The 23,233-nt window shown below is 72.8% G+C and carries 20 protein-coding genes; 8 read left to right on the forward strand and 12 right to left on the reverse strand.

Features of this window, described 5'->3' with window-relative positions:
• Window positions 1-160 precede the first annotated feature (160 nt).
• Window positions 161-1,765, reverse strand: a complete 1,605-nt coding sequence (locus ACY34I_RS12675; RefSeq protein WP_462754997.1) for a PucR family transcriptional regulator — start codon at window positions 1,763-1,765, stop codon at window positions 161-163.
• 128 nt (window positions 1,766-1,893) lie between these two features.
• Here ACY34I_RS12675 and ACY34I_RS12680 point away from each other — a divergent pair, with 128 nt between their 5' ends.
• Both ACY34I_RS12680 and ACY34I_RS12685 read left to right on the forward strand, forming a co-directional pair.
• The gene (locus ACY34I_RS12680) at window positions 1,894-3,198 is read left to right on the forward strand and encodes an aspartate aminotransferase family protein (RefSeq protein ID WP_462754999.1); all 1,305 of its coding nucleotides are present in this window, start codon (window positions 1,894-1,896) and stop codon (window positions 3,196-3,198) included.
• A complete protein-coding gene (locus tag ACY34I_RS12685) occupies window positions 3,195-4,685 on the forward strand; it encodes a CoA-acylating methylmalonate-semialdehyde dehydrogenase (protein ID WP_462755001.1) in 1,491 nt (496 codons plus the stop codon). Before ACY34I_RS12680 ends, ACY34I_RS12685 begins: the two co-directional genes overlap by 4 nt.
• Before the next feature lie 34 nt (window positions 4,686-4,719).
• On the opposite strand, the gene ACY34I_RS12690 is transcribed toward ACY34I_RS12685, so the two are convergent.
• The 11 genes from ACY34I_RS12690 to ACY34I_RS12740 all read right to left on the reverse strand — a co-directional run bounded on the left by ACY34I_RS12690 (window position 4,720) and on the right by ACY34I_RS12740 (window position 16,039).
• Window positions 4,720-5,529, reverse strand: coding sequence for a TIGR02452 family protein (locus tag ACY34I_RS12690; protein WP_462755003.1), 810 nt, complete (start codon window positions 5,527-5,529; stop codon window positions 4,720-4,722).
• Window positions 5,530-5,624: 95 nt separating this feature from the next.
• Window positions 5,625-6,233: a TMEM175 family protein gene (locus tag ACY34I_RS12695; protein WP_222870455.1), complete on the reverse strand. Its 609-nt coding sequence runs from the start codon at window positions 6,231-6,233 to the stop codon at window positions 5,625-5,627.
• Between the two features lie 438 nt (window positions 6,234-6,671).
• Window positions 6,672-7,079, reverse strand: coding sequence for a VOC family protein (locus ACY34I_RS12700; RefSeq protein WP_462755005.1), 408 nt, complete (start codon window positions 7,077-7,079; stop codon window positions 6,672-6,674).
• 15 nt (window positions 7,080-7,094) lie between these two features.
• A complete protein-coding gene (dinB, locus tag ACY34I_RS12705; protein ID WP_462755007.1) occupies window positions 7,095-8,282 on the reverse strand; it encodes a DNA polymerase IV in 1,188 nt (395 codons plus the stop codon).
• A 97-nt stretch (window positions 8,283-8,379) separates the two neighbouring features.
• Entirely contained in the window at window positions 8,380-9,456 is a 1,077-nt protein-coding gene (locus ACY34I_RS12710; protein WP_462755009.1) for an endonuclease/exonuclease/phosphatase family protein, read from the reverse strand.
• A 215-nt stretch (window positions 9,457-9,671) separates the two neighbouring features.
• A complete protein-coding gene (locus ACY34I_RS12715; protein WP_462755010.1) occupies window positions 9,672-10,592 on the reverse strand; it encodes an NADP-dependent oxidoreductase in 921 nt (306 codons plus the stop codon).
• A 29-nt stretch (window positions 10,593-10,621) separates the two neighbouring features.
• Window positions 10,622-11,125, reverse strand: coding sequence for a DUF2231 domain-containing protein (locus ACY34I_RS12720; RefSeq protein ID WP_462755011.1), 504 nt, complete (start codon window positions 11,123-11,125; stop codon window positions 10,622-10,624).
• 83 nt (window positions 11,126-11,208) lie between these two features.
• Window positions 11,209-13,359 carry an amylo-alpha-1,6-glucosidase gene (locus ACY34I_RS12725; protein ID WP_462755012.1) on the reverse strand — a complete coding sequence of 717 codons (2,151 nt, stop codon included), beginning with the start codon at window positions 13,357-13,359 and terminating at the stop codon, window positions 11,209-11,211.
• A 45-nt stretch (window positions 13,360-13,404) separates the two neighbouring features.
• Window positions 13,405-14,151, reverse strand: coding sequence for an ABC transporter permease (locus tag ACY34I_RS12730; RefSeq protein ID WP_462755013.1), 747 nt, complete (start codon window positions 14,149-14,151; stop codon window positions 13,405-13,407).
• A 195-nt stretch (window positions 14,152-14,346) separates the two neighbouring features.
• Window positions 14,347-14,760: a VOC family protein gene (locus ACY34I_RS12735; RefSeq protein WP_462755014.1), complete on the reverse strand. Its 414-nt coding sequence runs from the start codon at window positions 14,758-14,760 to the stop codon at window positions 14,347-14,349.
• Window positions 14,761-14,905: 145 nt separating this feature from the next.
• Window positions 14,906-16,039 (reverse strand): peptidoglycan recognition protein family protein, encoded by a 1,134-nt coding sequence (locus ACY34I_RS12740; protein WP_462755015.1) that lies wholly within the window; start codon window positions 16,037-16,039, stop codon window positions 14,906-14,908.
• A gap of 463 nt (window positions 16,040-16,502) precedes the next feature.
• On the opposite strand from ACY34I_RS12740, the gene ACY34I_RS12745 reads away from it, so the two are divergent.
• The 6 genes from ACY34I_RS12745 to ACY34I_RS12770 are packed head-to-tail and all read left to right on the forward strand — an operon-like array spanning window position 16,503 to window position 23,221.
• Window positions 16,503-17,582: a LacI family DNA-binding transcriptional regulator gene (locus tag ACY34I_RS12745; RefSeq protein WP_462755016.1), complete on the forward strand. Its 1,080-nt coding sequence runs from the start codon at window positions 16,503-16,505 to the stop codon at window positions 17,580-17,582.
• On the forward strand, window positions 17,579-18,511 hold the full coding sequence (locus ACY34I_RS12750) for a carbohydrate ABC transporter permease (protein ID WP_462755017.1): 933 nt from the start codon (window positions 17,579-17,581) through the stop codon (window positions 18,509-18,511). The genes ACY34I_RS12745 and ACY34I_RS12750 overlap by 4 nt, the downstream gene beginning before the upstream one ends.
• Before the next feature lies 1 nt (window position 18,512).
• Entirely contained in the window at window positions 18,513-19,352 is an 840-nt protein-coding gene (locus tag ACY34I_RS12755) for a carbohydrate ABC transporter permease (protein ID WP_462755019.1), read from the forward strand.
• Window positions 19,353-19,389: 37 nt separating this feature from the next.
• Complete coding sequence (locus tag ACY34I_RS12760; protein WP_462755020.1) at window positions 19,390-20,688, forward strand: ABC transporter substrate-binding protein; 1,299 nt, start codon at window positions 19,390-19,392, stop codon at window positions 20,686-20,688.
• A gap of 2 nt (window positions 20,689-20,690) precedes the next feature.
• On the forward strand, window positions 20,691-21,824 hold the full coding sequence (locus ACY34I_RS12765; protein ID WP_462755021.1) for an ADP-ribosylglycohydrolase family protein: 1,134 nt from the start codon (window positions 20,691-20,693) through the stop codon (window positions 21,822-21,824).
• Window positions 21,821-23,221, forward strand: coding sequence for an ADP-ribosylglycohydrolase family protein (locus ACY34I_RS12770; RefSeq protein WP_462755023.1), 1,401 nt, complete (start codon window positions 21,821-21,823; stop codon window positions 23,219-23,221). The genes ACY34I_RS12765 and ACY34I_RS12770 overlap by 4 nt, the downstream gene beginning before the upstream one ends.
• The last annotated feature ends 12 nt before the right edge of the window (window positions 23,222-23,233 follow it).

Below are 23,233 nucleotides of genomic sequence, written 5' to 3' on the forward strand. Positions count from 1 at the left end.
TTATCTCGGAATGGTGAGTGTCACGGACCCACCACGGGCAGTGGCAAAGTGTCCACGCTTGCCATGATCAAGGCACACTGTGTCCACCGGCATGCCCGCGGCGATCGTGTCAATCCGTGCGGTGGACGGATTCCGGCGGCCTACCGGGGGCGGCGTCTCGTCACGCGTCGTCGAGTTCGTGCACCAGCAGCGCGACGTACAGCGACAGCATCGACTCCGGGTCCTCCAGCGACACCCCGAGCACCTGCGCGATCCGGGCCAACTGCTGGTAGTACGCGGTCCGCGACACATGCGCGGCGGCGGCCGCCGCCGACTTGTTCCCGCCCTGCTCGCAGAAGCAGCGCAGCAGCTCCAGCAGCCGGCTGTGGTGGTTGGCGTCCCGCGCCAGCAGCGGGCCCAGCTCGCGCTCCGCGAACGCCCGGACCCGCTCGTCGTCGCGCAACAGGTGCAGCAGGCCGCGCAGGCGCACGTTGTCCAGCCGGTGGTAGAGCTGGGTGCCGGGGGCGCGCAGGGCCGCCCCCGCCACGTGGGCGGCCTCGCCCAGGCTGCGGCGTACCTCGGCGACGTGCGACACGGTGGTGCCGACCGCCAGCAGCACCGGACCGGCCGCGGAGCGGTGCACCTCCCGGGCCAACCGGCGCAGCACCGCGTCGACCCCGGCCGACGCGGGCAACGACAACAACGCCCGCACCGTCGTGTCGTCCACCACGCCCACCAGCGCGGGCACCGCCACCCGCCGGGCCGCCAGCGCGGTCGCCTCCGCGAGGTCCCGCAACACCTCCTGGGTGGCCAGCGCGGGGGCCCGAGGCGCCACCGTCGCCGGCCGGATGGCCATCCCGACCAGCTGCCGCCGCTCGAGCCCGACCCCCAGGGCCGCCGCCCGGGCGGCCAGATCCGGCGGCGGTACGGCCTGACCGAGCAGCTGCGCGAGCAGCATCCGGTGCGTCTGCCGCTCCAGGCTGTCCCGGTCCCGGGCCACGAGCCGGTGCACTGCCAGCGCCGACGCGGCCCGCTCGGCGACCACCACGTGCCGGTGCGGTGGCGGGTCCGGCGAGAGCAGGACCAACCGTCCCCAGTCGGCGCCCTGCGCGCCGACCATGGTGACCAGCCAGCCGGCCTCCTCGTCGTACGCGGTCCGCTCCGGCGCGGCCACGGACCGGGACCGCTGCGCCCAGTCGGTCAGCAGCTCCGTGGGATCCCGGCCGGCCGCGTCGTACGCGAGCACCTCGTGCCCCAGCGTCTCCAGCACCACCGGCAGCCCGGAGATCCGGGCCACCTCGCGCAGCACCTCCGCCGGCTCCGCACCGGCCACAGTGAGCGAGGTGAACGTCTCGTGCACCTGCTCGGCCGCCCGCAGCTCGGCGAGCTGCGCGTCGACGATCAGGGCCACCACCGCCTCGGTGACGGACACGAACGGCGTCTCCTGCGCCAGCGTGATCAAGGGCAGCCGGTGCCGGTTGGCCGCCGCCACGAGCGCCTCCGGCAGCTGGTCGCTCCACCGCCGGACCAGCTCGATCACCAGCCCCGCCGCGTGGACCGCGGCCAGATCGTCCACGTACCGCGTCAGCGCCGCGGGCTCGTCGGGCAGCGCGATGCCGGTGGTGAGCACCAGCTCCCCGCCGCGCAGCAGGTGCGCGATGTCGGCCACCTCCGCCACGTGGACCCAGCGCACCCGGCCGTCCATGCCGGCCGAACCGGCCACCACCTGCGGCTTCGCGCGCCGGATCACCGGCAGGGCGATGGCTTCTGCGACGGAGGGATACATCGCTGCCTCCCAAGGTGGGAATGCACACAACGTAACGGCACGGCGACCACACCGGTACAGGTTGTCCATAGCGGTTGGACAACGATTCCCGCCACACTCGCCCTGGGGACGAGATACGGGAGGACGCCATGGCGCACCGCGAGCTGCTGGCCAGACACCGATCCGTGATGCCGAACTGGCTGGCGTTGTACTACGAGCAGCCCATCGAGATCGCCAGCGCGCAGGGCCGCCGGGTCACCGACCGCGAGGGGCGGACCTACCTCGACTTCTTCGCCGGCATCCTCACCAACGCCATCGGCTACGACGTGGCCGAGATCAGCGACGCCGTCCGGGCGCAGGTCGACACCGGCGTGCTGCACTCTTCCACCCTGTACCTGATCAAGTCGCAGGTCGAGCTCGCCGAGAAGATCGCGCAGCTGTCCGGCATCCCGGACGCCAAGGTGTTCTTCACCAACTCGGGCACCGAGGCGAACGAGACGGCGCTCATGCTCGCCACCCAGCACCGTCGCAGCGAACAGGTGCTCGCCCTGCGCAACTCGTACCACGGCCGCGCCTTCGCCACCATCGCGGTCACCGGCATCCGCGGCTGGTCGGCCAGCGCGCTCAGCCCGGTCAAGGTGAGCTGGGTGCACGGCGGCTACCGCTACCGCAGCCCGTTCCGGGAGCTGTCCGACGCGGACTACATCAGGGCCTGCGTCGCTGATCTGCGCGAGGTCATCGAGACGACCACGGCCGGCGACGTCGCCTGCATGATCGTCGAGCCGATCCAGGGGGTCGGCGGTTTCGCGACCCCGCCGGACGGGTTGTTCGGCGAGTTCAAGAAGGTGCTCGACGAGTACGGCATCCTGCTCGTCTCCGACGAGGTACAGACCGGCTGGGGCCGCACCGGCGAGCACTTCTGGGGCATCCAGGCGCACGGCGTCGTGCCCGATGCGATCACCTTCGCCAAGGGCCTGGGCAACGGCCTCGCGATCGGCGGCGTGATCGCCCGCGCCGACCTGATGGACTGCCTGCGGGCCAACTCGATCTCCACCTTCGGCGGCAACCCGCTGGCCACCGCCGGCGCACTGGCGTCGCTGACCTATCTGCTGGAGCACGACCTCCAGGCCAACGCCGCGCAACTCGGCGCCCGCCTGCTCGACGGCCTGCGCGCGGTCGCCGCGGCGCACCCGGTGCTCGGCGACGTACGCGGCAAGGGCCTGATGATCGCGCTGGAGTTCGTCGGACCCGACGGCGAACCCCACCCGGCGGCCGCGACCGCCCTGCTCGAGGAGACCCGAGCACGGGGCCTGCTCGTCGGCAAGGGCGGCCTGCACGGCAACGTCATCCGGCTGGCACCACCGATGACCCTGACCCGGGCCGAGGCGGAGGAGGCCCTGGAGATCCTCACCCAGTCGATCGAGGCGGTGGCCAAGGAGGTGCAGGCTCGATGAGGACCACCCACTGGATCGGCGGCAAGCCGTGGCACGGCGTCGCCGAGCGCACCGGGGACATCTACGACCCCGCCACCGGCCGGGTCGCCGGACAGGTCGACTTCGCCACGGCCGCGGTCGTCGACGAGGCGGTCGCCGCCGCCCGCGAGGCGTTCACCCGGTGGCGCAGCGCCTCCCTCGCCCAGCGGACCAGCGTGCTGTTCGCCTTCCGGGAACTGCTGAACGCCCGCCGGACCGACCTGGCCGCCATCATCACCGCCGAGCACGGCAAGGTGCTCTCCGACGCGGCGGGAGAGATCCAACGCGGACTGGAGAACGTCGAGTTCGCCTGCGGGATCCCGCAGCTGCTCAAGGGCGGATACAGCGAGAACGCCTCGACCCAGGTGGACGTGTACTCGATCCGGCAGCCACTCGGCGTGGTCGGGGTGATCTCCCCGTTCAACTTCCCGGCCATGGTGCCGCTGTGGTTCGTGCCGAACGCCATCGCCTGCGGCAACACGGTGGTGCTCAAGCCGAGCGAGAAGGACCCGTCCGCGGCGAACTTCCTGGCGGAGCTGCTCGCCGAGGCCGGGCTGCCGGACGGGGTGTGCAACGTGGTGCACGGCGACAAGGAGGCGGTCGACCGGATCCTCGAGCATCCGCAGGTCAAGGCCGTCTCGTTCGTCGGCTCCACCCCGATCGCCCGCTACGTCCACCAGACCGGCAGTCGGCACGGGAAGCGGGTACAGGCGCTCGGCGGCGCGAAGAACCACATGGTCGTGCTGCCCGACGCCGACCTCGACCTCGCCGCCGACGCTGCCGTCTCCGCCGGCTTCGGGTCGGCCGGCGAACGCTGCATGGCCATCTCCGCTGTCGTGGCCGTCGACCCGATCGGCGACGAACTCGTCGCCAAGATCAGCGAGCGGATGGCCGACCTGCACGTCGGCGACGGCCGCCGCCCCGGCTGCGAGATGGGACCCCTCGTCACCGGCGCCCACCGGGACCGGGTGACGGCGTACCTGGACGCCGGGCGGGCCGAGGGGGCGCAGCTCGTGGTCGACGGGCGGAGCCACCCGATCGACGGCGAGCCGGGCGGCTTCTGGCTCGGGCCGACCCTGTTCGACCACGTCGGCACCGACATGTCCGTCTACACCGACGAGATCTTCGGGCCGGTGCTGTCGGTGCTCCGGGTGCCCAGCTACGACGCGGCCGTCGAGCTGGTCAACGCCAACCCGTGGGGCAACGGCACCGCTATCTTCACCAACGACGGCGGCGCGGCCCGGCGCTATCAGAACGAGATCGAGGTCGGCATGGTCGGGGTGAACGTCCCGATCCCGGTCCCGGTGTCGTACTACTCCTTCGGCGGCTGGAAGGACTCCCTGTTCGGCGACGCCCACGCCTACGGACCGGAGGGGGTGAACTTCTTCGTCAGGTCCAAGGTGGTCACCAGCCGCTGGCCCGACCCCTCCCACGGCGGCGTCAACCTCGGCTTCCCGCAGAACCGCTGAGCGGTCCGACGGCCGGCGCGGCGGCGACCGGCCGTCAGGCCACCCCGAAACGGGCCGCGAACGCGCCGTGCACCGGCCCGCCGGCCCGGTCCAGCACCGCGAAGGTGACCTGGTCGAACCAGCCCGCCGCGTCGGCCAGGGCCAGCGCGAACGCGTCCGCCACCGTCGCCGGGTCGTTGCGGAACACGCCGCAGCCCCACGCGCCGAGCACCAACCGCCGGTGGCCGTACGTGGCGGCGACGGCCAGCACTCGACGGGCCCGGGTACGCAGCGCCGGCCCGACCCGCTCGGCGTCGGCGGGCTGGTTGCGCAGCAGCGCGCCGCGGTTGGGCGCGGCGGCGGTCAGGAACGACACCTCGTGGGCGGCATCGAGCAGCCGCCCCTTGTCGTCGCGGAACACCGGCACTCGGGGCGAGTGGATGACCCGGTCGCTGTAGAGCAGGTCCCGCTGCTCGCGATGGAAGTCGTAGAACTCGGGGACCACGGCCAGGCAGGGGAAGAGCGCCGACGCCCGGGCGACGCTCTCCTCCTGCGCCTGCGCCCCGGTGCGGAACCCGCCGCCCGGGTTCTTCGCCGAGGCGAACACCAGCGCGGCCACGTCCCCGGAAAAGGCGAGGCGCCGGGCGGCCAGCAGGGTGCTCTCCCCGGTCACCTCCACCGCCGGGGCGGCGCCACCGGTCGGCGGGGTGGGCGGCGGGTCGTCGGGCAGGTGCAGGCGGGTGCCGGCGACGGCGGCGCGTACCGGGCCGGTGAGCTCGACGGTCTCGCCGTGAGCGTTGACGTATCGGCCGGCGTCGAGGATCTCCAGGGTGTCGCGGGCGATGGCCCGCAGGCGCGTACTCATGATCCGCTGATTCTGCGGCAGCGGCCCGCGGCGCGGCGACCGGTTAACCGCTCGCCCCTCGTTCCTTGTTGTCGCCCTCCCTTCTGCGCGCTCACTCAGGATTGGGAAGTGCCGCGGCTGCGGGCGCGTTTGACGCTCGCGATCTCGCCCTTGATCGGCAACCAATAGAAGGGGATGAAGGCAGCAACCACGGCCACGCCGAGGAAGGGATGCAGTAGGCCCAGCACGATCCCCACGGCAATCCAGATGGGCGCCGGACGGAAGCGTCTACTGATCGCTCTCGCGCCGGCCGAGTCAGTCGTCTGAGCAAGCAGGCGGCGGCCGTGCCTCGCGTATTCCCAGATCACGTTGAACAGGATGGCCGCCACCTCGTAGGAGATTCCGTAGAAGACGACGGCGGTTCGCTCTCCGTGGCCGGACCTGAGCGCGCTGGCGAGGACGGCTGAGGCGAACGGTAGAAACGCGATTTGCATCAGCAGCAGCGTGTTGAACAGGAGCACCAGGCGGTCGGCGGAGCGGATGTGGTCGAACATGACGTGGTGGTTCACCCACATCTGCCCGATGAGCAGAAATGTGATGGCGTAGGTCAGGTACGAGGGCCAGAGCTTACCGAGGCCCTCCAGCAGGTGTTGAGTGTCCTCCGGAGGGCGGATCTCCAGGACGAGCAGGGTGACGGCGATGGCGATGACCCCGTCACTGAACATGACGACCCGCCGTGGGTCTCGCTCCGCACCGACTGGGTTACTGGACCGGGCTTCGTCCTCTGCGGTGGTGGGGGTGTCGCTGGTTGGGCGAAACCGGGGCATGAGCCCGCACCTAACGGGTCAGGCCGCGTACGTCGCGCAGCGACGGCAAGGCGAGACGGAACCCGGCGCACCCTTGGCCCTGCCCGCACAGATTTGGCCGTTTTCTCTTGCGAGCCATCTCGGACCTCCTCCTCGAGACTGGGACGCGGTGCCCAACCGGGCGGACTTTCCCGCCGGTGGCCGAAGCAAACGGCGTCTCGTCCCGCCCACGTGTAGGCGCTCGCCCGAGTGCCCTGCTCGCCTACCTTGCGGTTTCTGGCGGCGGCCGTCGGCGCCGGATGACGCTCGCCGCGCCATGGCCGATGGCAGCACGGCCAGCGGTGGAGGCAATCACCACTACTGATCCCCAGGTTGTTGTCCGGCTGGCAGGTGCTGGACGAGCTGGATCGGGTTGCCGTCCGGGTCGGCAGTCCAGGCGATCAACAGCCGGTCGAGCCAAACGTGCGGGGCGGCCAGCGCGGGCGCACCGTCGGCGGTGAGCTTCGCGTACGCGGCGGCGGTGTCGTCGGTCCAGAGCACGACCGCCGCGCGCTGACCCGACGGCACCGGGTCGAGGCCGTGGTCGTCGCGGGTGGACGCGACCGACGCGATGCCGATGCGGTAGCCGTCGAGGGTCAGGTCCACGTGGATCGGCTCGCCCTCGGCGGGCACCCGGAAGGTCTCGGTGAACCCGAGCCGGGTGTAGAAGGCGGCGGCGCGGGTGACGTCCTCGCTGAACAGGATTATCTGCGGCGTCCGGAACATCCGGGCACCCTAGCGTCAGTCCGGCAGGCGGGGCATCTCCAGGCCGGGATCCCGGCCGAGCAGCACGCCCCGGGTCAGCGCGGAGGACCCGAACCGGTCCCGGACCGCGTCCACCGCCGCGTCCAGCTCCGCGCCCGGGTCGCGGGTGAACGGCAGCGTCAGCTGCACGTGCCCGTTGTCGAGGTTGCCGACGGACACTCCGATCAGCGTGATGCCCCGGGCGTCGATCTCCGGCAGCGCCGCCCGCAGCAGCGCGCGGGCGGCCTCCAGCAGCGGTCGGGTCTGCGCGGTCGCCTTATCGATGGTGTGCGAGCGGGTCGCCCGGGTGTAGTCGGCGAAGCGCAGCCGCAGGGTGACGGTGCGGCCGGTGCGTCGGGCCGCGCGCATCCGCCCGGTCACCCGGTCGACCAGGCCGGCCAGCACGGCGTCGAGCTCGGCGGGGGAGTGCGGCTCCCGACCCAGCGCGTGCTGGGCGCCCATCGACGACCGTCGTCGCCCGACCTGCACGCGGCGGGGGTCGCGGTTGTGGGCGAGGGCGTGCAGGTGGTGGCCGGCGCCCCCGCCGAGCAGCGACACCAGGGCCGCCTCGCCCAGCCGCGCCACCTGCCCCACGGTACGGATGCCCCGCTCGCGCAGCTTCGCCGCGGTCACCGGGCCGACGCCCCACAGCCGCTCCACCGGCAGCGGATGCAGGAACGCCAGCTCCCGATCCGGCTGGACGACCAGCAGCCCGTCCGGCTTGGCCACCCCGCTGGCCACCTTGGCGAGGAACTTCGTCCGGGCCACGCCGACGGTGATCGGCAGGCCGACGCGCTCGCGTACCTCCCGGCGCAGCCGGACGGCGATGTCGGCGGGCGGCCCGACCAGCCGGCGCAGCCCGCCCACGTCCAGGAACGCCTCGTCGATGGAGAGCCCCTCCACCAGCGGGGTGGTCTGCCGGAAGATCTCGAACACCGCTCGGCTCGCCGCCGTGTAGGCGGACATCCGCGGCCGCACCACGATCGCCTCCGGGCACAGCCGCCGCGCCTGCCGCCCGCCCATCGCGCTGCGTACGCCGCGGGCCTTGGCCTCGTAGCTGGCTGCCAGCACCACCCCGCCGCCGACGATCACCGGCCGCCCGCGCAGCCGGGGGTCGTCGCGCTGCTCGACCGACGCGTAGAAGGCGTCCAGGTCGGCATGCAGGATGGTGGCCTCGCCCGACACGAACCCATGTTCGCACACGTGTTCGACAGTGCTGCGGTGAACTGCCGAAACGGCTCCCCTCAGCCGACCACGCCGGGGTGGGTTCAGCGGGGGTGCGTCACGGCAGCGCGAGCACGGCGGCGTGCCCGAGGTGGTCAGACGCCCATCGGCCGCCGGGGGTCTGCCGCTCGGTGCCGAACACCTCGCTGCTCAGCGGCGTGACCGCGCCCCTGACCAGGACCATGTCGATGCGGTGCTCGACGTCGCCGGCCGGTTGGTTCAGGTCGTCACCCAGCCCGGAGGTGTAGCCGGGGTCGCCCGGGTGCAGCACGGGCCAGGTGTCGATCATCCCGCCGGCCACCAGCGCGGCGTACGCGAGCCGGTTGTTCTCCTCGGGCAGTTCCGGTCCGGAGTTGAGGTCGCCGACCAGGATCAGCCGGCCGGAGGTGCGCAGCGGTCCCTGCAGCAGCTCCTGGGCCTGCAGCACGCGGACGCCTGGGTGGAACGCCTCCAGGTGGGTGTTGACGAACCGGTACGTCCGGCTGCCCTGCGCCACGTCCACCGCCGTCCAGCCGCGGGTGCTGGTGGCGCTGCTGTTGACCGGCGGAAGTGGGGTCACCAGGTTGTGCACGAAGTTCCCCGACGACGTCCCGGTCACCTTCACCCGGCCGCCGTGCCGCACCAGGATCACGTCGCGCATGGTGAGCCGGGCGTCCACGTTGTGCGGTGCCCCCGCCGGGGCCTCCAGATCCGCCTCGTTCTGCGCCACCGCCACGTCGTACGGGTGGCCGGAGCGGGCCAGTTCGGCCATCAGCAGGGCGAGGTAGTCGTAGCGGACCGTGGTGGCCGGCGCCGGGTCGCCGAGCGGCCCGGTGCGCCAGAGCGCCACCTCCTGCAGGCCGACCAGGTCGGGCTTGCGCTCCCGGATCTCCGCGGCGACCAGCCGGGCCCGGGCCGGGAAGTCCACCAGGTCGACGTGACTGAGCAGGGCCGCGTTCGCGGCCAGGAATCCGGGCAGGGTCGTCGCGGTCATCGACGGGGTGAGGTCGCCGCCGAGATAGAGGTTGCGGGTCAGCACCGTCACCTTGGGACCGGCCTGCGCGTGGGCCGGTGCCGGGAGGAGCCCCAGGCTGGCCGCCACGAGGGCGGCGGCGGTGACCAGCCGGGTCAGTCGGAAACGTGCTCTGCCGTCCATACGCCCCGGTCCTCTCTGCGGCGGATGATCCGCGTCGGGTGCCAGGGCGTACGGTAGCGCCGCGGTGACCATCGTGGACACCGCCGTTCGGGCGGTTCCGGCAGGTCCGAGGGCAGCGGCGAGGGGGCCGGACGACAAGGCCACCAGGGCACGGGTAGCAAACCGGCGGCCGCCCTGGTCCAGGGCGGCCGCCGGCCGTCGTGCTGCTGCGCGCGTCAGGGCACGGTGATGGCGAGCTTGCCCAGCGCGCCCGCGAAGTCGTCCAGTGCCTTGGGTACCTCGGCCAGGTCGTAGCGGCGGGTGACCGGGACCTGCAGCCGACCGGCCGTGACGTCCTCGGCGAGCCGGACGAGGGTCTCGGGGCTCGGGCTGCCCATGATCGAGGTGGCGGCCGGGTGCTGGTCCGGGCCGAAGCCGATGGTCGACGCGAGCCGCCCGTCGGAGGCGAGCAGCCCGGCGAGTTCGGTGCCGTCGCCGGCCAGGTGCACCACCGCGGACACCCCGTCGGGGGCGACCGCGCGGACCTGGGCAGTCAGGTCGCCGGTGTAGTCCACCACCTCGGCGGCACCCAGTTGCCGCACGAAGTCCGTGGCGGCGCCGGGGCGGGCGGTGGCGATGACCCGCGCGCCGGCCGCGGTGGCGTACTGGACGGCGAGCGCGCCGACGCCGCCGGTCGCGCCGGCGACCAGGACGGTGTCTCCCTGCCCGGGCGCGACGGCGTCCACCATGTCGACCGCGGTCGCGCCGGCCAGTCCGAGCGCGCCCGCGGTCGACGGGTCCAGGCCTGCGGGAAGGCGGGTGATGCCGAACTGGTCGCCGACCGCCACGTGCTCGGCCCACGAACCGTCACCCAGGTAGGACCGCATGACGACGCCGAACACCGGGTCGCCGACGCGGAAACGGGTCGCGCCGTCGCCGATCGCCGCGACCTCGCCGGCGAAGTCCTTGCCGAGCACGACCGGGTAGCGGTATTCGAGCATCCCGGTCATCATCCCGGCGGCCGCCTTCTTGTCGAAGCCGTTGACCGAGGACGCCCGGACCCGGACGAGCACCTCGCCCGGGCCCGGGCTGGGCTGGGGCAGGTCGTCGCGGAGACCGGGCCCCGCGCCCTCCTTGTCCAGGGTGATCGCCCGCATGCGCCGTTCCCTTCCGTCGCCACGGCCGGTCAGGCGCCCCTGGCGCGGGGGCGGGCGCCGCGGCGCGACAGCGAACTCGGTGCGTTCACGCCCGCCTCGTCGCTGACGCTGATGCCGAGCCGCTCGACCAGTTCGCCGCCAAGCCAACCCGTGAAGCCGGCCAGCACGATCCCCACGAAGCTGCAGGCCAGGGCCGCAGCGGGGGGTTCCCAGTTGGTCGCGGACAGCCGCAGGAACCAGCTCGCCGCGAACAGCAGCACCACCACCAGGTTGCCGAGGCCGTGGATCGCGCCGACCCGCTTTGCGCGGGTGCCGGACGGGATGGCCCGCCAGTCGATCAGACCGAAAACCGCGGCGAGCAAGCCCCCGATGATCCCAATGCCGATCGTGTACGCCGCTGAGATCTGGAAGCCGGTGCGATCGGTAATCAGGTAGAGAATGTCGAAGATCACCCCTGTGGCGAGCAGACCCAGCGGAAACACGATCAGGATGGGGTGGATCCCGTGCCCCATCGCCTTGGCGCGACTCTCCATGCCAGCCCTCCTGTCTGTGTAGGCGAGGCCGCATTCCCCGCCCACGCGGGGCTACACGTGCCGCGCGCACGGGGACCGACCGGTCAGGCCCGGCGCCGGTGGAGGGAGATGGCCTGCCGCGGGGGACGGCGGATCACGGCCAGCCGGTCCCCGCGGGCGCTGATCGAGGTCCGCCCGCCACGCCGGCGGCGCACCGTCAGGTCGACGGTGGCGCCCCCCACCTGTACGCCCTCCAGCCGCAGGTCGGGCAGCCACTCGGGCAGGTGCGGGTCCACGATGATCGTCCGCAGCGGTGCGACCGGGCGCAGCGCCAGCAGCGCCTGCACCAGCGCCACGATGGCGCTGGCCGACCAGGCCTGCGGCGCGCAGGAGTTCGGGTACACGCCGGGGTGCGGGTGATCGGGGTCGCGGGGGAGACCGCTGAGCGCCTCGGGCAGGCGGTGCTCCTCGAACAGTGCCGCCGCGGCGAACATTCCCTCGGCCAACCGGTGCAGGTGGTCCCAGCACCCGTACCGGGCCAGCCCCAGGCTGATCGTGCCGGCCTCCACCGGCCAGACGCTGCCCCGGTGGTAGCTGAACGGGTTGTACGCCGGGTGGTCCGCCGACAGCGTCCGCACCCCCCAGCCGCTGAACATGTCGGGCGCGAACAGCCGGTCCACCACCCGGACGGCGGCCCGGGTCGGCACGATGCCGGTGGTGAGCAGGTGCCCGTCGTTGGAGTTCGTCGACCGCACCGGCCGCCGGTCCGGCCCGAGCGCCATCGTGTAGCAGCCCCGGTCCGGCAGCCAGTACGCCTCGTGGAAGCGGCGCCGCAGCGCCCGAGCCCGGGACAGCAGCGCCGCGCCCCGGGCCGGATGGCCGGTCACGGTGAACACCGCCGCGGCGTGCCGCAGCGCCGCGTACCAGTAGCCCTGCAACTCGCTGGTCGCGATCGGGTTGGGCACCACCTTCCCGTCCTCGTCGACGATGGCGGTGTCCGAGTCCTTCCACCCCTGGTTCTTCAGCCCCGCCCGGGAGCGGCGGTGGTACTCGAGGAAGCCGTCGCCGTCCGGATCGCCGTACCGCTCGATCCAGTTCAGTGCCTGCCGGGCGGTCGGCAGCAGGTCCCGCACGGTGTCCAGGTCCCCGGTCCAGGCCAGGTACTGGCCGAGGAAGACCAGGAAGTCCGGTGCGGTCGACCAGTCGCCGTAGTAGCCGGTGAACGGGTCCAGGCCGAGCACCGAGACCGGACCCTGGCGGGCCTCGTGCAGCGGCTTGCCGGGTTCCTCGTCCCGCCAGTCGTCGAACCGCCGCCCGAGATGCTGGGCGTTGAGCCGCAGGCTGTCGGCCAGCATGGTCGGCCCGGCCAGCAGCGCCTGCCAGGAGGCGGTCATCGTGTCCCGGCCGAAGATCTCCTGGTACATGGGCAGCCCGGCCATCGGCGCGGTCGGCCCGGCCGGTTCGCCGAGCGGCAGCACGGCCAGCTCCTCCACCGCGTTCCGCCAGGCCGCTGCGACGTCGAAGTTGCTGCTGGTGAGCCCGGCGAATTCGTCCACCAGCCGGGCGCGGGCGCGGGCGGCGGCGTCGGGGGCACCGGTGAACGTGGCCGGGGGCGCGGGCAGCCGGACGCCGTCGAAGATCGGCTCCACGACCAGGTCCACCCGGGCACTGCCGCGCGGCGCCACCTCGACCTCGAGCGTGAACGCGCCGTCGGCGCACCGCACCGGGGTGTCGGCGTGGACCCCGACGGCGACCGCACGGTCGATGTCGTCACGCAGGTAGGTCAGGCGCAGCTCCTGCGTCGCGGCGTCCCAGTCCGCGCCGACGTCGCCGGTCTGCAGCCGGCGGCCTTTCTCCGCCTCGACGCTGTCGGCGAAGTCCGCCTCGACCCGGATCGTCAGTGTCATCCGCAGCGGCTGCTGGGCGTAGCTGACCACGGTGAGCCTGGTCCGCAGCCCCGGGCCGACGAACCGTTCCGTCAGCAGGTAGGCCGCCCGCGACGGCAGCTCCTCCCCGTCACCCAGCGCGGCGTACGACAGTTGGGCGTTGCCCAGCACGTTCGCGGCGCTGAACGGGATCGGCTCCCGGCCGTCGACCGTGACCCGCTCGACGCTGAGCACCCGGGTGTTGCGGGCGAAGAACCCCTGCGGGTCGGTGCCGGTGACCCGGCACCGTACGTCGGTGACCAGCGTGCTCCACCCACTCGCCACGTAGAGCAGGTCGGGCCGGACGCGGAGGTTGCGCACCCTGGTCATCGGGCACGCGGGTACCCCGTCACGTCCGGGGTACACCCGGCGGCCCTACGGCCGGATCCGCCCCTGGTGGCGGACGAGCAGCTCGACGGCGAGGGCGATCGCCACCGCCTCGACGGCGAGCAGGGTGAGCAGGATGAGCAGCTGGGTCGCGCCGGCCTGGAGCGGCCCCGCCCCGCCGAGCAGCACACCGACGAATGCGCCCGGCAGGGTGACCAGCCCGACCGTGCGGGTCTGGTCCAGCGCCGGGATGAGGGCCTGCCCGGCGGCCGGCCGGCAGATCTCCAGCGCGGCGTCGCGGGGGAGCAGGCCCAGGGCCAGCCCAGCCTCGTACTCGCCGTGCCGGGTGCGCAGCTCGTCGAGGGTCCGCCGGCCGGCAAGGCTCGTCGCGGTCATCGCGCCGCCGATCAGGATGCCTGCCGTCGGCAGCACCACCAGCGGCGTGGCGGGCAGGGCCCGGCTGCCCAGGAGTACGGCGAGACTCGGCACCACCCCGACCGCGATGGCCAGCGGCGCGACCCGACGCGGGCCCGCCGGACCGATCCGTCGGGCCGCGGTGAAGCTGGCGACCGCGTACATGAGCAGGATGAACGCCACGGTGCTCCACCAGGCCCGCAGCACCGCGACGATGACCAGCGAGACGGCGCCGAGCTGGACGGTGGCCCGGCCCGCCGCGGCCAGCACGGCTCGGGCCCGGCCGAGCCCGGATAGCCGCAGCACGGCGGCGCCGGCCAGGGTGAGCCCGGCGAGGGCGACCACCAGGGTCGGCCCGATCGGCACGGTGCCGCTGCTCACCGCCCCGCCGCTCATCGGCCGGCCTGGGGCTCGTCGCGGGGGAGGTCGTCAGCGCCGGCCACGTGATGATCGTATTCGGGCCACCCGGCCGGCGCACGTGACCGGCTCGCCGCCGGGCGGTGGCCCGACCTCCCGGCGGCGGGCTGGATCAGCGCGCGTCGGCCGGGGCAGGCCCGCGCGTTCGGTGCCGCCCGGTCAGGCCTGCGGCTGCGCGATGTTGACCATCCAGCCGATGCCGAACCGGTCCACGCACATGCCGAACTCGTCGCCCCACATCTGCTTCTCCAGCGGCACCGCGATGGTCCCGCCCTCGGCGAGCTGCTTCCAGTAGCCGCGCAGCTCGTCGGCGTCGTCGCCGCTCAGGCTGATCGAGATGTTGTTCCCGGGGCTGTATTCCATCTCCGGCGGGGTGTCGGAGGCCATCAGGGTGAACCCCCGGTCGGTCTCCAACATGGCGTGCATGACCTGGTCGGCCACCGCCGGATCCGGGTTGCCGAACTCGCCGAACGTGCTCAGCGTCAGGTTGCCGCCGAACACCTGCTGGTAGAACTCCATGGCCTGCCGCGCGTTGTCGCGGAAGCTGAGGTACGGGTTGAGCCGAGACGCCATTGTGCGACCCTCCTTCGTCCTTGACGAGGGTCATCGTCGCAGCCGGGTCCGACAGTGACAACAACACGTGCCGGGCGAGTCGGATCGAAACGGACGCGGTGGGGGTGGCGCCGTTGCCACCCCCACCGCTCTCCCCGCCGGCGCGTCAGTCCTCCTGGAAGGACTGCCGCACCACACCCCCCACCAGGGCGCACCAGGTGGTGGTGCTGACCTTGCCGTTCGGGTCCAGACCGTGCAGGTGCTGCAGGTCCTTCAGCGCCTTCTTGGTCACGTAGTCGTACTCGCCGGTGATCGCCACGTCGGCGTAGCCCTTGGAGTTGAGCATGAACTGCACCGCGCTCACCGGGATCCCGGTCGCGTCCTTGTCCAGCTCGGGCGCCAGGGTCTCCCAGGTCGGCGCGGTGAGGGTGGCGTCGATGTCGACCGGGATGCCGTTGCGGGCCTGCCAGTCCTGCACTGCGGCGACGGTGGCGGCGTCGAAGACGCCGTTGACCGGCACGGTGTAGCCGCGGAAGGTGAGCAGGTACTGGGCGACGCGGACCACCGGGCCGCCGACGAACCGCCAGATGTCCGGCCACCGGCGGGCCGGCACGTCGGCCAGGTGCGTGCCGAGCTTGGCGAAGACCCGGCGGCGCAGGGTGGGGAACTCCCGGTAGAACATCGCGCCGGGGCACAGCGTGGCCCGGAAGTCCCAGTGGCCGAAGATGTCGTGCGCGTGCAGGCCGTACTGCTGGCAGATGGTGGTGCAGAGCTTGACCAGCGAGTCGAGCAGTTCCTGCGGCGGCGTGTCGGTGACGTACGTGCCCTCGTTCTCGATGCCGATGGCCCGGCCGTTCTCGCCCGGACAGTGCGCCGAGATCATCTGCCGGTCGCCGGCCTGGAGCCGCTCCAGGCTGCCGTGCCGGCCCTCCAGGACGTGCCCGCCCCGGCTGACCGTGAAGTGCTGCCCGGTGTCCGACCACCGGTTGCCGTCCATGTGCAGGTCCTGGCAGTCACGGGCCAACTGCTTGGCGTGCTCCTCGGAGTAGTCCGTGACGTTCGGGAACGCCATGTGGTGCACGATGATCTTGTTGGTGGCGATGGCGCTGATCGACAGCGGGTCCGCCGGCGGGCGCGCGCCCCACTCGTCGCAGCTGATGATCCAGTCGAGGTTCGCGCCGGGCGCGGCCTGCGCGGCGGCCGGGAAGGCGAGTTCGCTCCCGACGACCGCGACCGCGGCGGCGCCGAATCCGGCCCGCAGCAGGGTACGGCGGTCGAGCTCAGGGTGGTTGAAATGCATGTCGTCTCCTCCGCGGCCGGGCAAGGACCAGGGCATGAAAAGGAACTTCAAGAGCCGCGCGTGGCACGGAGGATATTGCCAACGGTGTGCCTCGCGCTAGAGGTTGACGCCGACCAGAATCGATCCGCAGGCGACTGCGGACGGTCGAATGTGGGCCAGCCCGCGCAACTCGGGCGGGCACCGGAGCGGCGCGCACGGCTGCGCGCCGGTCCCCATCGGACCTCCCCGCCCGCCCGCGCCCCCGACCCTCGCCGACCACCGCCCGGGCCGGATCGTGTCGGGTGAACCGCGCGTCAGGTCGGCGGGCCTGCCGGTCGGACGGACCGTCAGGCTCCGCGGTGCCGGTGCCCGACCCCCAGGTCATCGCGGTTGGAAACGTTTTCGTAACGAGCTCTTGACCTGACCGTCGGATCAGGCGCAGACTCCCGGAAACGTTTACAGCAGGCAGGTGGAGGTGCAGGGCGTGGGTCGTAAACGTTTACCGGAGTCGGCCGACGGCCGGCCCACCGTCCACACCGTCGCCGCCCGCGCCGGTGTCTCCATCGCGTCCGCCTCCCGCGTGCTCAACGGCGTCGGCGGCAGCCCGGAGACCGTCCGCAAGGTCCGCGCGGCGGCGGCCGAGGTCGGGTACGTGCCCAACGCCATCGCCCGCTCGCTCCAGTCGCAGCGCACCGGCCTGGTCGCGCTCGCCGTCGAAGACATCGGCAACCCGGTCTACGTCGAGATGATGCGGGCCATCGAGTCGGTGGTCGCCGCCTCCGGTCGGCAACTGCTCGTGCACGCCACCGGCGGGCAGATCGCCAACGAGACCGCGCTGCTGCGCCGGCTCGCCCACCGCTACGTCGACGGGATGATCGTCTCGCCGATCCGGGTCACCGACGACCATCTCGCCGCCCTGGTGGACAGCCCGGTGCCGGTGGTCGTGGTCGGGCAGCTCGGCGCCGACGCGCCGGTGGACAACGTGCGCACCGACTCGCGTACCGGCGTGGCGCTGGCCGTCGACCACCTGGTCGCGGCCGGGCGGCGGCGGATCGGGTTCGTCAACGGCCCGCTCGACACCGTCCCTGGCGCCGCCCGCGACGCCGGCTTCCGGGCCGCCCTGGCCGCGCACGGCATCGACCTCGACGAGCGGCTCGTCGAGGTCGGCGACTTCCGGTACGCCGCCGGCCGCGCCGCCACCGAACGGCTGCTCGCCCGGGCCTGCCCCGACGCCCTGGTCTGCGCCAACGACCTGATCGCCGTCGGCGCCCTGCACGCCCTGCTCGCCGCCGGCCACCGCGTCCCGCAGGACGTCGCGCTGGTCGGCATGGACGACACCGAGCTGGCCCGGATGATGTTCCCGCAGCTGTCCAGCGTCTCCCTCGGCTCCGCCGAGCGTGGTCGGCGCGCCGCCGAACTGCTGCTGCAACGCATCGCCGACCCCACCCTGCCGCCCCGGCGGGAGCAGGTCGCGCCCAGCCTCGCCGTCCGCGCCTCCAGCGCCACGGTCGCCACGACCGGCGCGGAGCTGCCCGCGCCGCGTACCCCGGAGGTGACGGCATGACGACCCTGGCCGAACGTCCCGACGTCGCCCGCGGCGACGGGCCGCGCGTGGCCCGGTCCCGGTCCGACCGGCTGGGCATCTACCTGCTGCTGCTCCCGTCGCTGCTGCCGATCGTGGTGCTGTCGGTCTTCCCGCTGGTGCGGGGCATCTACCTGGGCTTCACCGACGCCCGCGCCGGACGCCACGTCGAGATCAGCTTCACCGGGCTGGCCAACTACCGGGAACTCCTCGGCGACGAGCTGTTCTGGAACTCGTTCAAGATCGGCCTGCTCTGGGCGGTCGGGGTGACCGTGCTGCAGTTCCTGCTCGCCCTCGGCCTGGCCCTGCTGCTCAACCAGCAACTGCGCTTCCGCGGCCTGGCCCGGGTGCTGGCCGTGGTGCCCTGGGCGATGCCGCCGGTCGTGGTCGGCATCCTGTGGAAGCTCGTCTACCACCCCGACGCCGGCCTGCTCAACGAGTTCTTCCACCGGGTCGGCGCCGACGCGCTGCGCACCAACTGGCTCGGCGACTTCAGCACCGCCCTGCCCGCGGTGATCCTGGTGGGCGTCTGGGCCGGCATGCCGCAGACCACCGTCGTACTCCTGGCGGGGTTGCAGGGCGTGCCGCGCGAGCTGCACGAGGCGGCCGCGGTCGACGGCGCCAGCACCTGGCACCGGTTCCGCAGCGTCACGCTGCCCGCGATCACCCCGGTGATCGTGGCGATCACCTCGCTCGACTTCATCTGGAACTTCAACTCGTTCGGCCTGGTCTACGTGCTCACCGCGGGCGGGCCGGGCGGCAAGACAATGCTGCCGATGCTCTTCGCCTACGAGGAGGCGTTCCGCTACGGCAACTACGGCTACGCCGCCGCCCTCGGCAACGTCATGGTCGTGATCATCGTCGCGCTGCTCGCGGTCTACCTGCGACGCCGACTGAGGGAGGCGAACTGACATGTTCGGAAAGCCGACCCGCACCGGGCGGGCCCTGCAGTACGTCGCGCTGACCGGCTACCTGATCTTCCTCGGGTTCCCGCTGGTCTGGTTGCTGTCCACCGCGTTCAAACCGCCCCGGGAACTGGTCCAGCTGCACCCCACGCTGATCCCCAGCAACCCGACCGTGCAGAACTTCGTGCAGGCCTTCACCGAGCAGCAGCTCGGCCGCGCCGCGCTGAACAGCCTCCAGGTGTCGCTCGCCTCGGCGGTGCTCACCGTGCTGGTCGCGCTGCCCGCCTCGTACGCCCTCGCCCGGTTCCGCACGAAGCTCGGCACCGTCGCGCTCGGCTGGGTGCTGCTGTCGCAGCTGTTCCCCTTCGTGCTGCTGATCATCCCGATCTTCCTGATCCTGCGGCAGGTCGGGCTGGCCAACACGCACGCCGGGCTGGTGCTGATCTACGTGGTCTGGGCGCTGCCGTTCGCCCTGTGGATGCTGCAGGGCTTCGTCCGCAACATCCCGCGCGACCTGGAAGAGGCCGCCGCCGTCGACGGCGCCAGCCGGCTGCAGGTGCTGCGCCGGGTGGTCTTCCCGCTGCTCGCGCCGGGCATCGTGGCGACCGCGCTGTTCTCCTTCATCTCCGCCTGGAACGAGTTCTTCTTCGCCCTGGTGCTGGTCAAGACGCCCGAGCTGGCGACCCTGCCGGTCGCGCTGGCCCGGTTCGTCGGCATCGAGGGCACCGCCCGGCTCGGCCCCCTGGCGGCCGGATCCCTGCTCGCCACCCTGCCCAGCCTGATCTTCTTCGCGTTCATGCAACGCCGGCTCTCGTCCGGGTCGCTCGCTGGCGCGGTCAAGGGCTGAACCGCATCCCCCACCCACCACCAAGGAGGAAACCCCCATGCACCGTCGTAGATTCGGCCGACTCGTCGCGGCCGCCGCGGTCGCGGCCGTCGGCCTCGGCTCCCTCACCGCGTGCGGTGACGGCGGCGGCGAGGACGACCCGTCGTCGTCCGGCCCGGTCAAGCTGCGCTTCCTGAGCCTGGCCTGGCAGAAGGAGTCGCTGCAGGCCAACAAGGACCTGGTCGCCAAGTGGAACAGCGAACACCCGGACATCCAGGTGGAGTACGTCCAGGGCGACTGGAACTCGATCCACGACCAGCTGGTCACCTCGTTCGAGGGCGGCGACGCCGCCGACATCGTGCACTACGAGGCCTCGGCGATCGGCGAGTTCAGCAAGCAGGGCTACCTGACCGACGTCTCCAAGCTGCTCAGCGACGACTTCAAGAGCCAGATCGATCCGGGCGTCTGGGACACCGTCACCTTCGACGGCAAGGTCACCGGCGTGCCGTTCCTGCTGGAGTCGCAGGTCGTCATCGCCAACAAGAAGCTGCTCGACGCCGCCGGCGTCGCCGTCCCGCCCGCCGACGGTGGCTGGACCTGGGACGAGTTCCAGGCCAACGCGCAGAAGCTCACCAAGCCCGGCCAGTACGGCGTGGCCTGGGCGCTCAAGTCGCCGACCAACCGGGTGATGAACCTGGCGCTGAACTACGACGGCAAGTTCTTCTACACCGACGGCGGCAAGACCGAGGTGAAGGTCGGCGACGCGGAGAAGGAGGTGCCGAAGCGGATCCACGACATGCTCTACACCACCAAGTCCGCCTCCCCGGAGGCGCTCGGCATGAGCGGCGCGGACACCCTGCCCGGCTTCTTCGGCGGCAAGTACGCCATGCTCCCCGGCTCGGTCTCGCTGCGCCAGCAGATGGTCGAGCAGGCCCCCGCCGGCTTCGAGTGGGTGACCCTCCCGCCGATCAAGGGGCTGTCCAGCAAGCAGGCCGCCAACCCGCAGACGCTGTCCATCTCCGAGGACAGCAAGCACAAGAAGCAGGCCGCGCAGTTCCTGGAGTGGTTCCTCAACCCGACCAACATGGCCACCCTTGCCAAGGGTGACTGGCTGGTGCCCACCGGCAAGCAGGCCAACCAGGAGCTGGTCAAGCTCACCGAGGGCAAGCAGGGCTGGGACGTCGCCGCCGACAGCGCCGCCGACCTGACCGTTGCCCCGTTCCAGAAGGCCGACGGCTACCCGGAGTGGAAGACCAAGTACGCCACCCCGGCGCTGCAGCAGTACTTCGCCAACAAGATCACCCTGGACCAGCTCGGCACGCAGCTGGTCGACGGGGGCAAGCAGGTGCTGAGGTAACCATGTCACTCTTGCTCGACAAGTCGGTCGGCTGCCTGGTCGGCGCCGCGGTGGGCGACGCCCTCGGCGGGGCCACCGAGACGGCCCTGCCGGAGCAGATCCGCGCCCGCTTCGGCGGCTGGGTCGAGGGGATCGTGCCCCCGTACCACGCCGACTGGGCCACCGCGCGGCCACTCGCGCCGTACCACAAGGGCGACGGGCACATCACCGACGACACGCTGATGACCCACGCCCTGGTCCGCGCGTACGCGGCCAAACGGGACCACCTCGACGCGTACGACGTGGTGGAACTGCTCGTTCCCGACCTGATCGAGCGGGTGGTGTACATCCCGGACCTGGAGCGGGAGGGGGTGACCTTCCACCGGCTGGCCGCGGCCGAACGGTGGTTGGTCACCCGCCTGCACCACGCGCACGCCGACCCCCGGGAGGCCGGCGTGGGCAACATCGTCAACTGCGGCGCCGCCATGTACATGGCCCCGGTCGGCATCGTCAACGCCGGCGACCCGGCGGGGGCGTACGCGGAGGCGGTGGAGCTCACCGGGGCGCACCAGCACAGCTACGGACGGGAGGCCGCGGCGGTGTTCGCCGCCGCGGTCGCCGCCGCCGCGGCACCCGGCGCGGGCGTCGACGACGTCATCGCCGCGGCCCTCGACCTGGCCCGCGACGGCACCCGCGCCGCCGTCGACGCGGTGGTCAAGGAGGCCCGCGGGCACGACGACTGGAAGGCCGCCATCCCCGCGCTGCGCGCCGCCGTCGCCCCCTACGACACGGTGGGGGAGGAGTACCGCAGCCCGGGCCTGGGCGCCCGCCGGCCCAGCCGGCTGCACGCCATCGAGGAACTGCCGGTGGCGCTGGGCATGCTGGTGGTGGCCCGCGGCGACTACCGGTCGGCGGTGCTCGGCTCGGTGAACTACGGCCGCGACGCCGACTCCACCGCCACCATGGCCGGCGCGATCGCCGGGGCGCTCGGCGGCGCGGCGGCCGTCCCGGCCGAGTGGTCGCAGGCGGTCGCCGCCGCGTCCCGCACCGACCTGGTCGAGCCCGCCCGGGTCCTCGCCCAGGTGGCCACCGAGGTCTTCGACCGCGACCGGGAGCGGTTCGCCCGCCGCGCCGAACGCTTCGGCGGGCTGGCATGACCGCTGCGGACGCGAGCGGCGGCGCGACGGCCGGCCCGGCGCGCGGGCTGCGGCTGACCTGGGTGCAGCCCGAGGACCTGCTGCCGCACGAGCTGGCCGCGAGCCGCGACGAGGGCCGCGACGTCACCGCCCTCGCCGACCGCTGGACGGCGGCCAGCGGCGACGTCACCGCCCCGGTCAGCGGAGCCTCACCCGTGCCGGCGTCACCGCGGCTGCGCGCCCTCGCCGTCGACCTGCTCGACGCCGCCGACGCGCTGCCCGGCCCCGGCACCGCGCACGAGCCCGACGACCTCGACGCGGTCCGCGCGACCTGGCCGAGCACCTGGCACCTGCCGACCAGCGTCGAGCGGGACCGGCTGCACGGCGCCTGGCTCGGCCGGGCGGCCGGCTGCCTGCTCGGCAAGCCGGTGGAGAAGATCCCCCGCCACGGGATCCGGGAGATCCTCACCGCCACCGGCCGTTGGCCGCTGCGCGGGTGGTTCACCGCGCAAGGGCTGCCGGCCGAGGTGGCCGACCGCTGGCCGTGGAACCGGCGCAGCGCCCCCACCAGCCTCGCCGAGAACATCGCCGGCATGCCCGAGGACGACGACCTCAACTTCGCGCTGCTCGCGCTGCGCATCCTGGAGACGTACGGGCCGGACTTCACCAGCGCCGACGTGGCCCAGGCCTGGCTGGACTGGCTGCCCGCCGGGCGGGTCTTCACCGCCGAACGGGTCGCCTACCGCAATCTGCTGCTCGGCCTCACCCCGCCGGCCACCGCCCGCCGGCACAACCCGTTCCGGGAGTGGATAGGCGCGCAGATCCGCACCGACGTGTACGGCTGGACCAACCCCGGCCGCCCCGACCGGGCCGCCGAGGCGGCCTGGCGGGACGCCGCCGTCAGCCACGTCCGGGCCGGGGCGTACGGGGCGATCTGGGTGGCCGCCCTCGCCGCGGCGGCACCGGTCGCCGCCAGCATCGACGAGGTGCTGGACGTGGGCGAGTCGGTGCTGCCCCCGGACAGCCGGTTCACCGCCGCGATCCGGGAGGCGCGCGCCCTCGGCGCCGGCACCGACGACTGGGAGAGCATCGTGGACACCCTCTACGCCCGGCACGGGCACCTGCACTGGGTGCACGTCCGCAACAACGCCGCCCTGGTCGCCGCGGCCCTCGCGTACGGGCGCGGCGAGCTGGAGCGGTCCATCTGCGCGGTCGTCTCCGGCGGCTGGGACACCGACTCGACCGGCGCCACCGTCGGGGCGGTCACCGGGGCGCTCAACGGCGCGTCCCGCCTGCCCGGGCGCTGGGTCGCCCCGTTGCGCAACCGGCTGGCCAGCAGCATCGCCGGCTTCGACGGCATCGGGTTCGACGAGCTGGCCGGCCGCACGCTCGCCCTGGCCCGGCGGGAGGCGCCGTGAGCGAGCGGAGCG

The sequence above is a fragment of the Micromonospora sp. RTBAU3-60 genome, assembly GCF_054963695.1.

What these genes read in the sequence shown, in the direction of transcription:
- ACY34I_RS12685 (WP_462755001.1), top strand. Translation starts at nt 3,195, where the DNA reads ATGAGGACCACCCACTGGATCGGCGGCAAGCCGTGGCACGGCGTCGCC.
- ACY34I_RS12690 (WP_462755003.1), bottom strand. Translation starts at nt 5,529, where the DNA reads ATGAGTACGCGCCTGCGGGCCATCGCCCGCGACACCCTGGAGATCCTC.
- ACY34I_RS12710 (WP_462755009.1), bottom strand. Translation starts at nt 9,456, where the DNA reads ATGGACGGCAGAGCACGTTTCCGACTGACCCGGCTGGTCACCGCCGCC.
- ACY34I_RS12725 (WP_462755012.1), bottom strand. Translation starts at nt 13,359, where the DNA reads ATGACCAGGGTGCGCAACCTCCGCGTCCGGCCCGACCTGCTCTACGTG.
- ACY34I_RS12765 (WP_462755021.1), top strand. Translation starts at nt 20,691, where the DNA reads ATGTCACTCTTGCTCGACAAGTCGGTCGGCTGCCTGGTCGGCGCCGCG.
- ACY34I_RS12720 (WP_462755011.1), bottom strand. Translation starts at nt 11,125, where the DNA reads ATGGAGAGTCGCGCCAAGGCGATGGGGCACGGGATCCACCCCATCCTG.
- ACY34I_RS12750 (WP_462755017.1), top strand. Translation starts at nt 17,579, where the DNA reads ATGACGACCCTGGCCGAACGTCCCGACGTCGCCCGCGGCGACGGGCCG.
- ACY34I_RS12700 (WP_462755005.1), bottom strand. Translation starts at nt 7,079, where the DNA reads ATGTTCCGGACGCCGCAGATAATCCTGTTCAGCGAGGACGTCACCCGC.
- ACY34I_RS12695 (WP_222870455.1), bottom strand. Translation starts at nt 6,233, where the DNA reads ATGTTCAGTGACGGGGTCATCGCCATCGCCGTCACCCTGCTCGTCCTG.
- ACY34I_RS12740 (WP_462755015.1), bottom strand. Translation starts at nt 16,039, where the DNA reads ATGCATTTCAACCACCCTGAGCTCGACCGCCGTACCCTGCTGCGGGCC.
- ACY34I_RS12735 (WP_462755014.1), bottom strand. Translation starts at nt 14,760, where the DNA reads ATGGCGTCTCGGCTCAACCCGTACCTCAGCTTCCGCGACAACGCGCGG.
- ACY34I_RS12755 (WP_462755019.1), top strand. Translation starts at nt 18,513, where the DNA reads ATGTTCGGAAAGCCGACCCGCACCGGGCGGGCCCTGCAGTACGTCGCG.
- ACY34I_RS12715 (WP_462755010.1), bottom strand. Translation starts at nt 10,592, where the DNA reads ATGCGGGCGATCACCCTGGACAAGGAGGGCGCGGGGCCCGGTCTCCGC.
- ACY34I_RS12675 (WP_462754997.1), bottom strand. Translation starts at nt 1,765, where the DNA reads ATGTATCCCTCCGTCGCAGAAGCCATCGCCCTGCCGGTGATCCGGCGC.
- ACY34I_RS12770 (WP_462755023.1), top strand. Translation starts at nt 21,821, where the DNA reads ATGACCGCTGCGGACGCGAGCGGCGGCGCGACGGCCGGCCCGGCGCGC.
- ACY34I_RS12760 (WP_462755020.1), top strand. Translation starts at nt 19,390, where the DNA reads ATGCACCGTCGTAGATTCGGCCGACTCGTCGCGGCCGCCGCGGTCGCG.
- ACY34I_RS12680 (WP_462754999.1), top strand. Translation starts at nt 1,894, where the DNA reads ATGGCGCACCGCGAGCTGCTGGCCAGACACCGATCCGTGATGCCGAAC.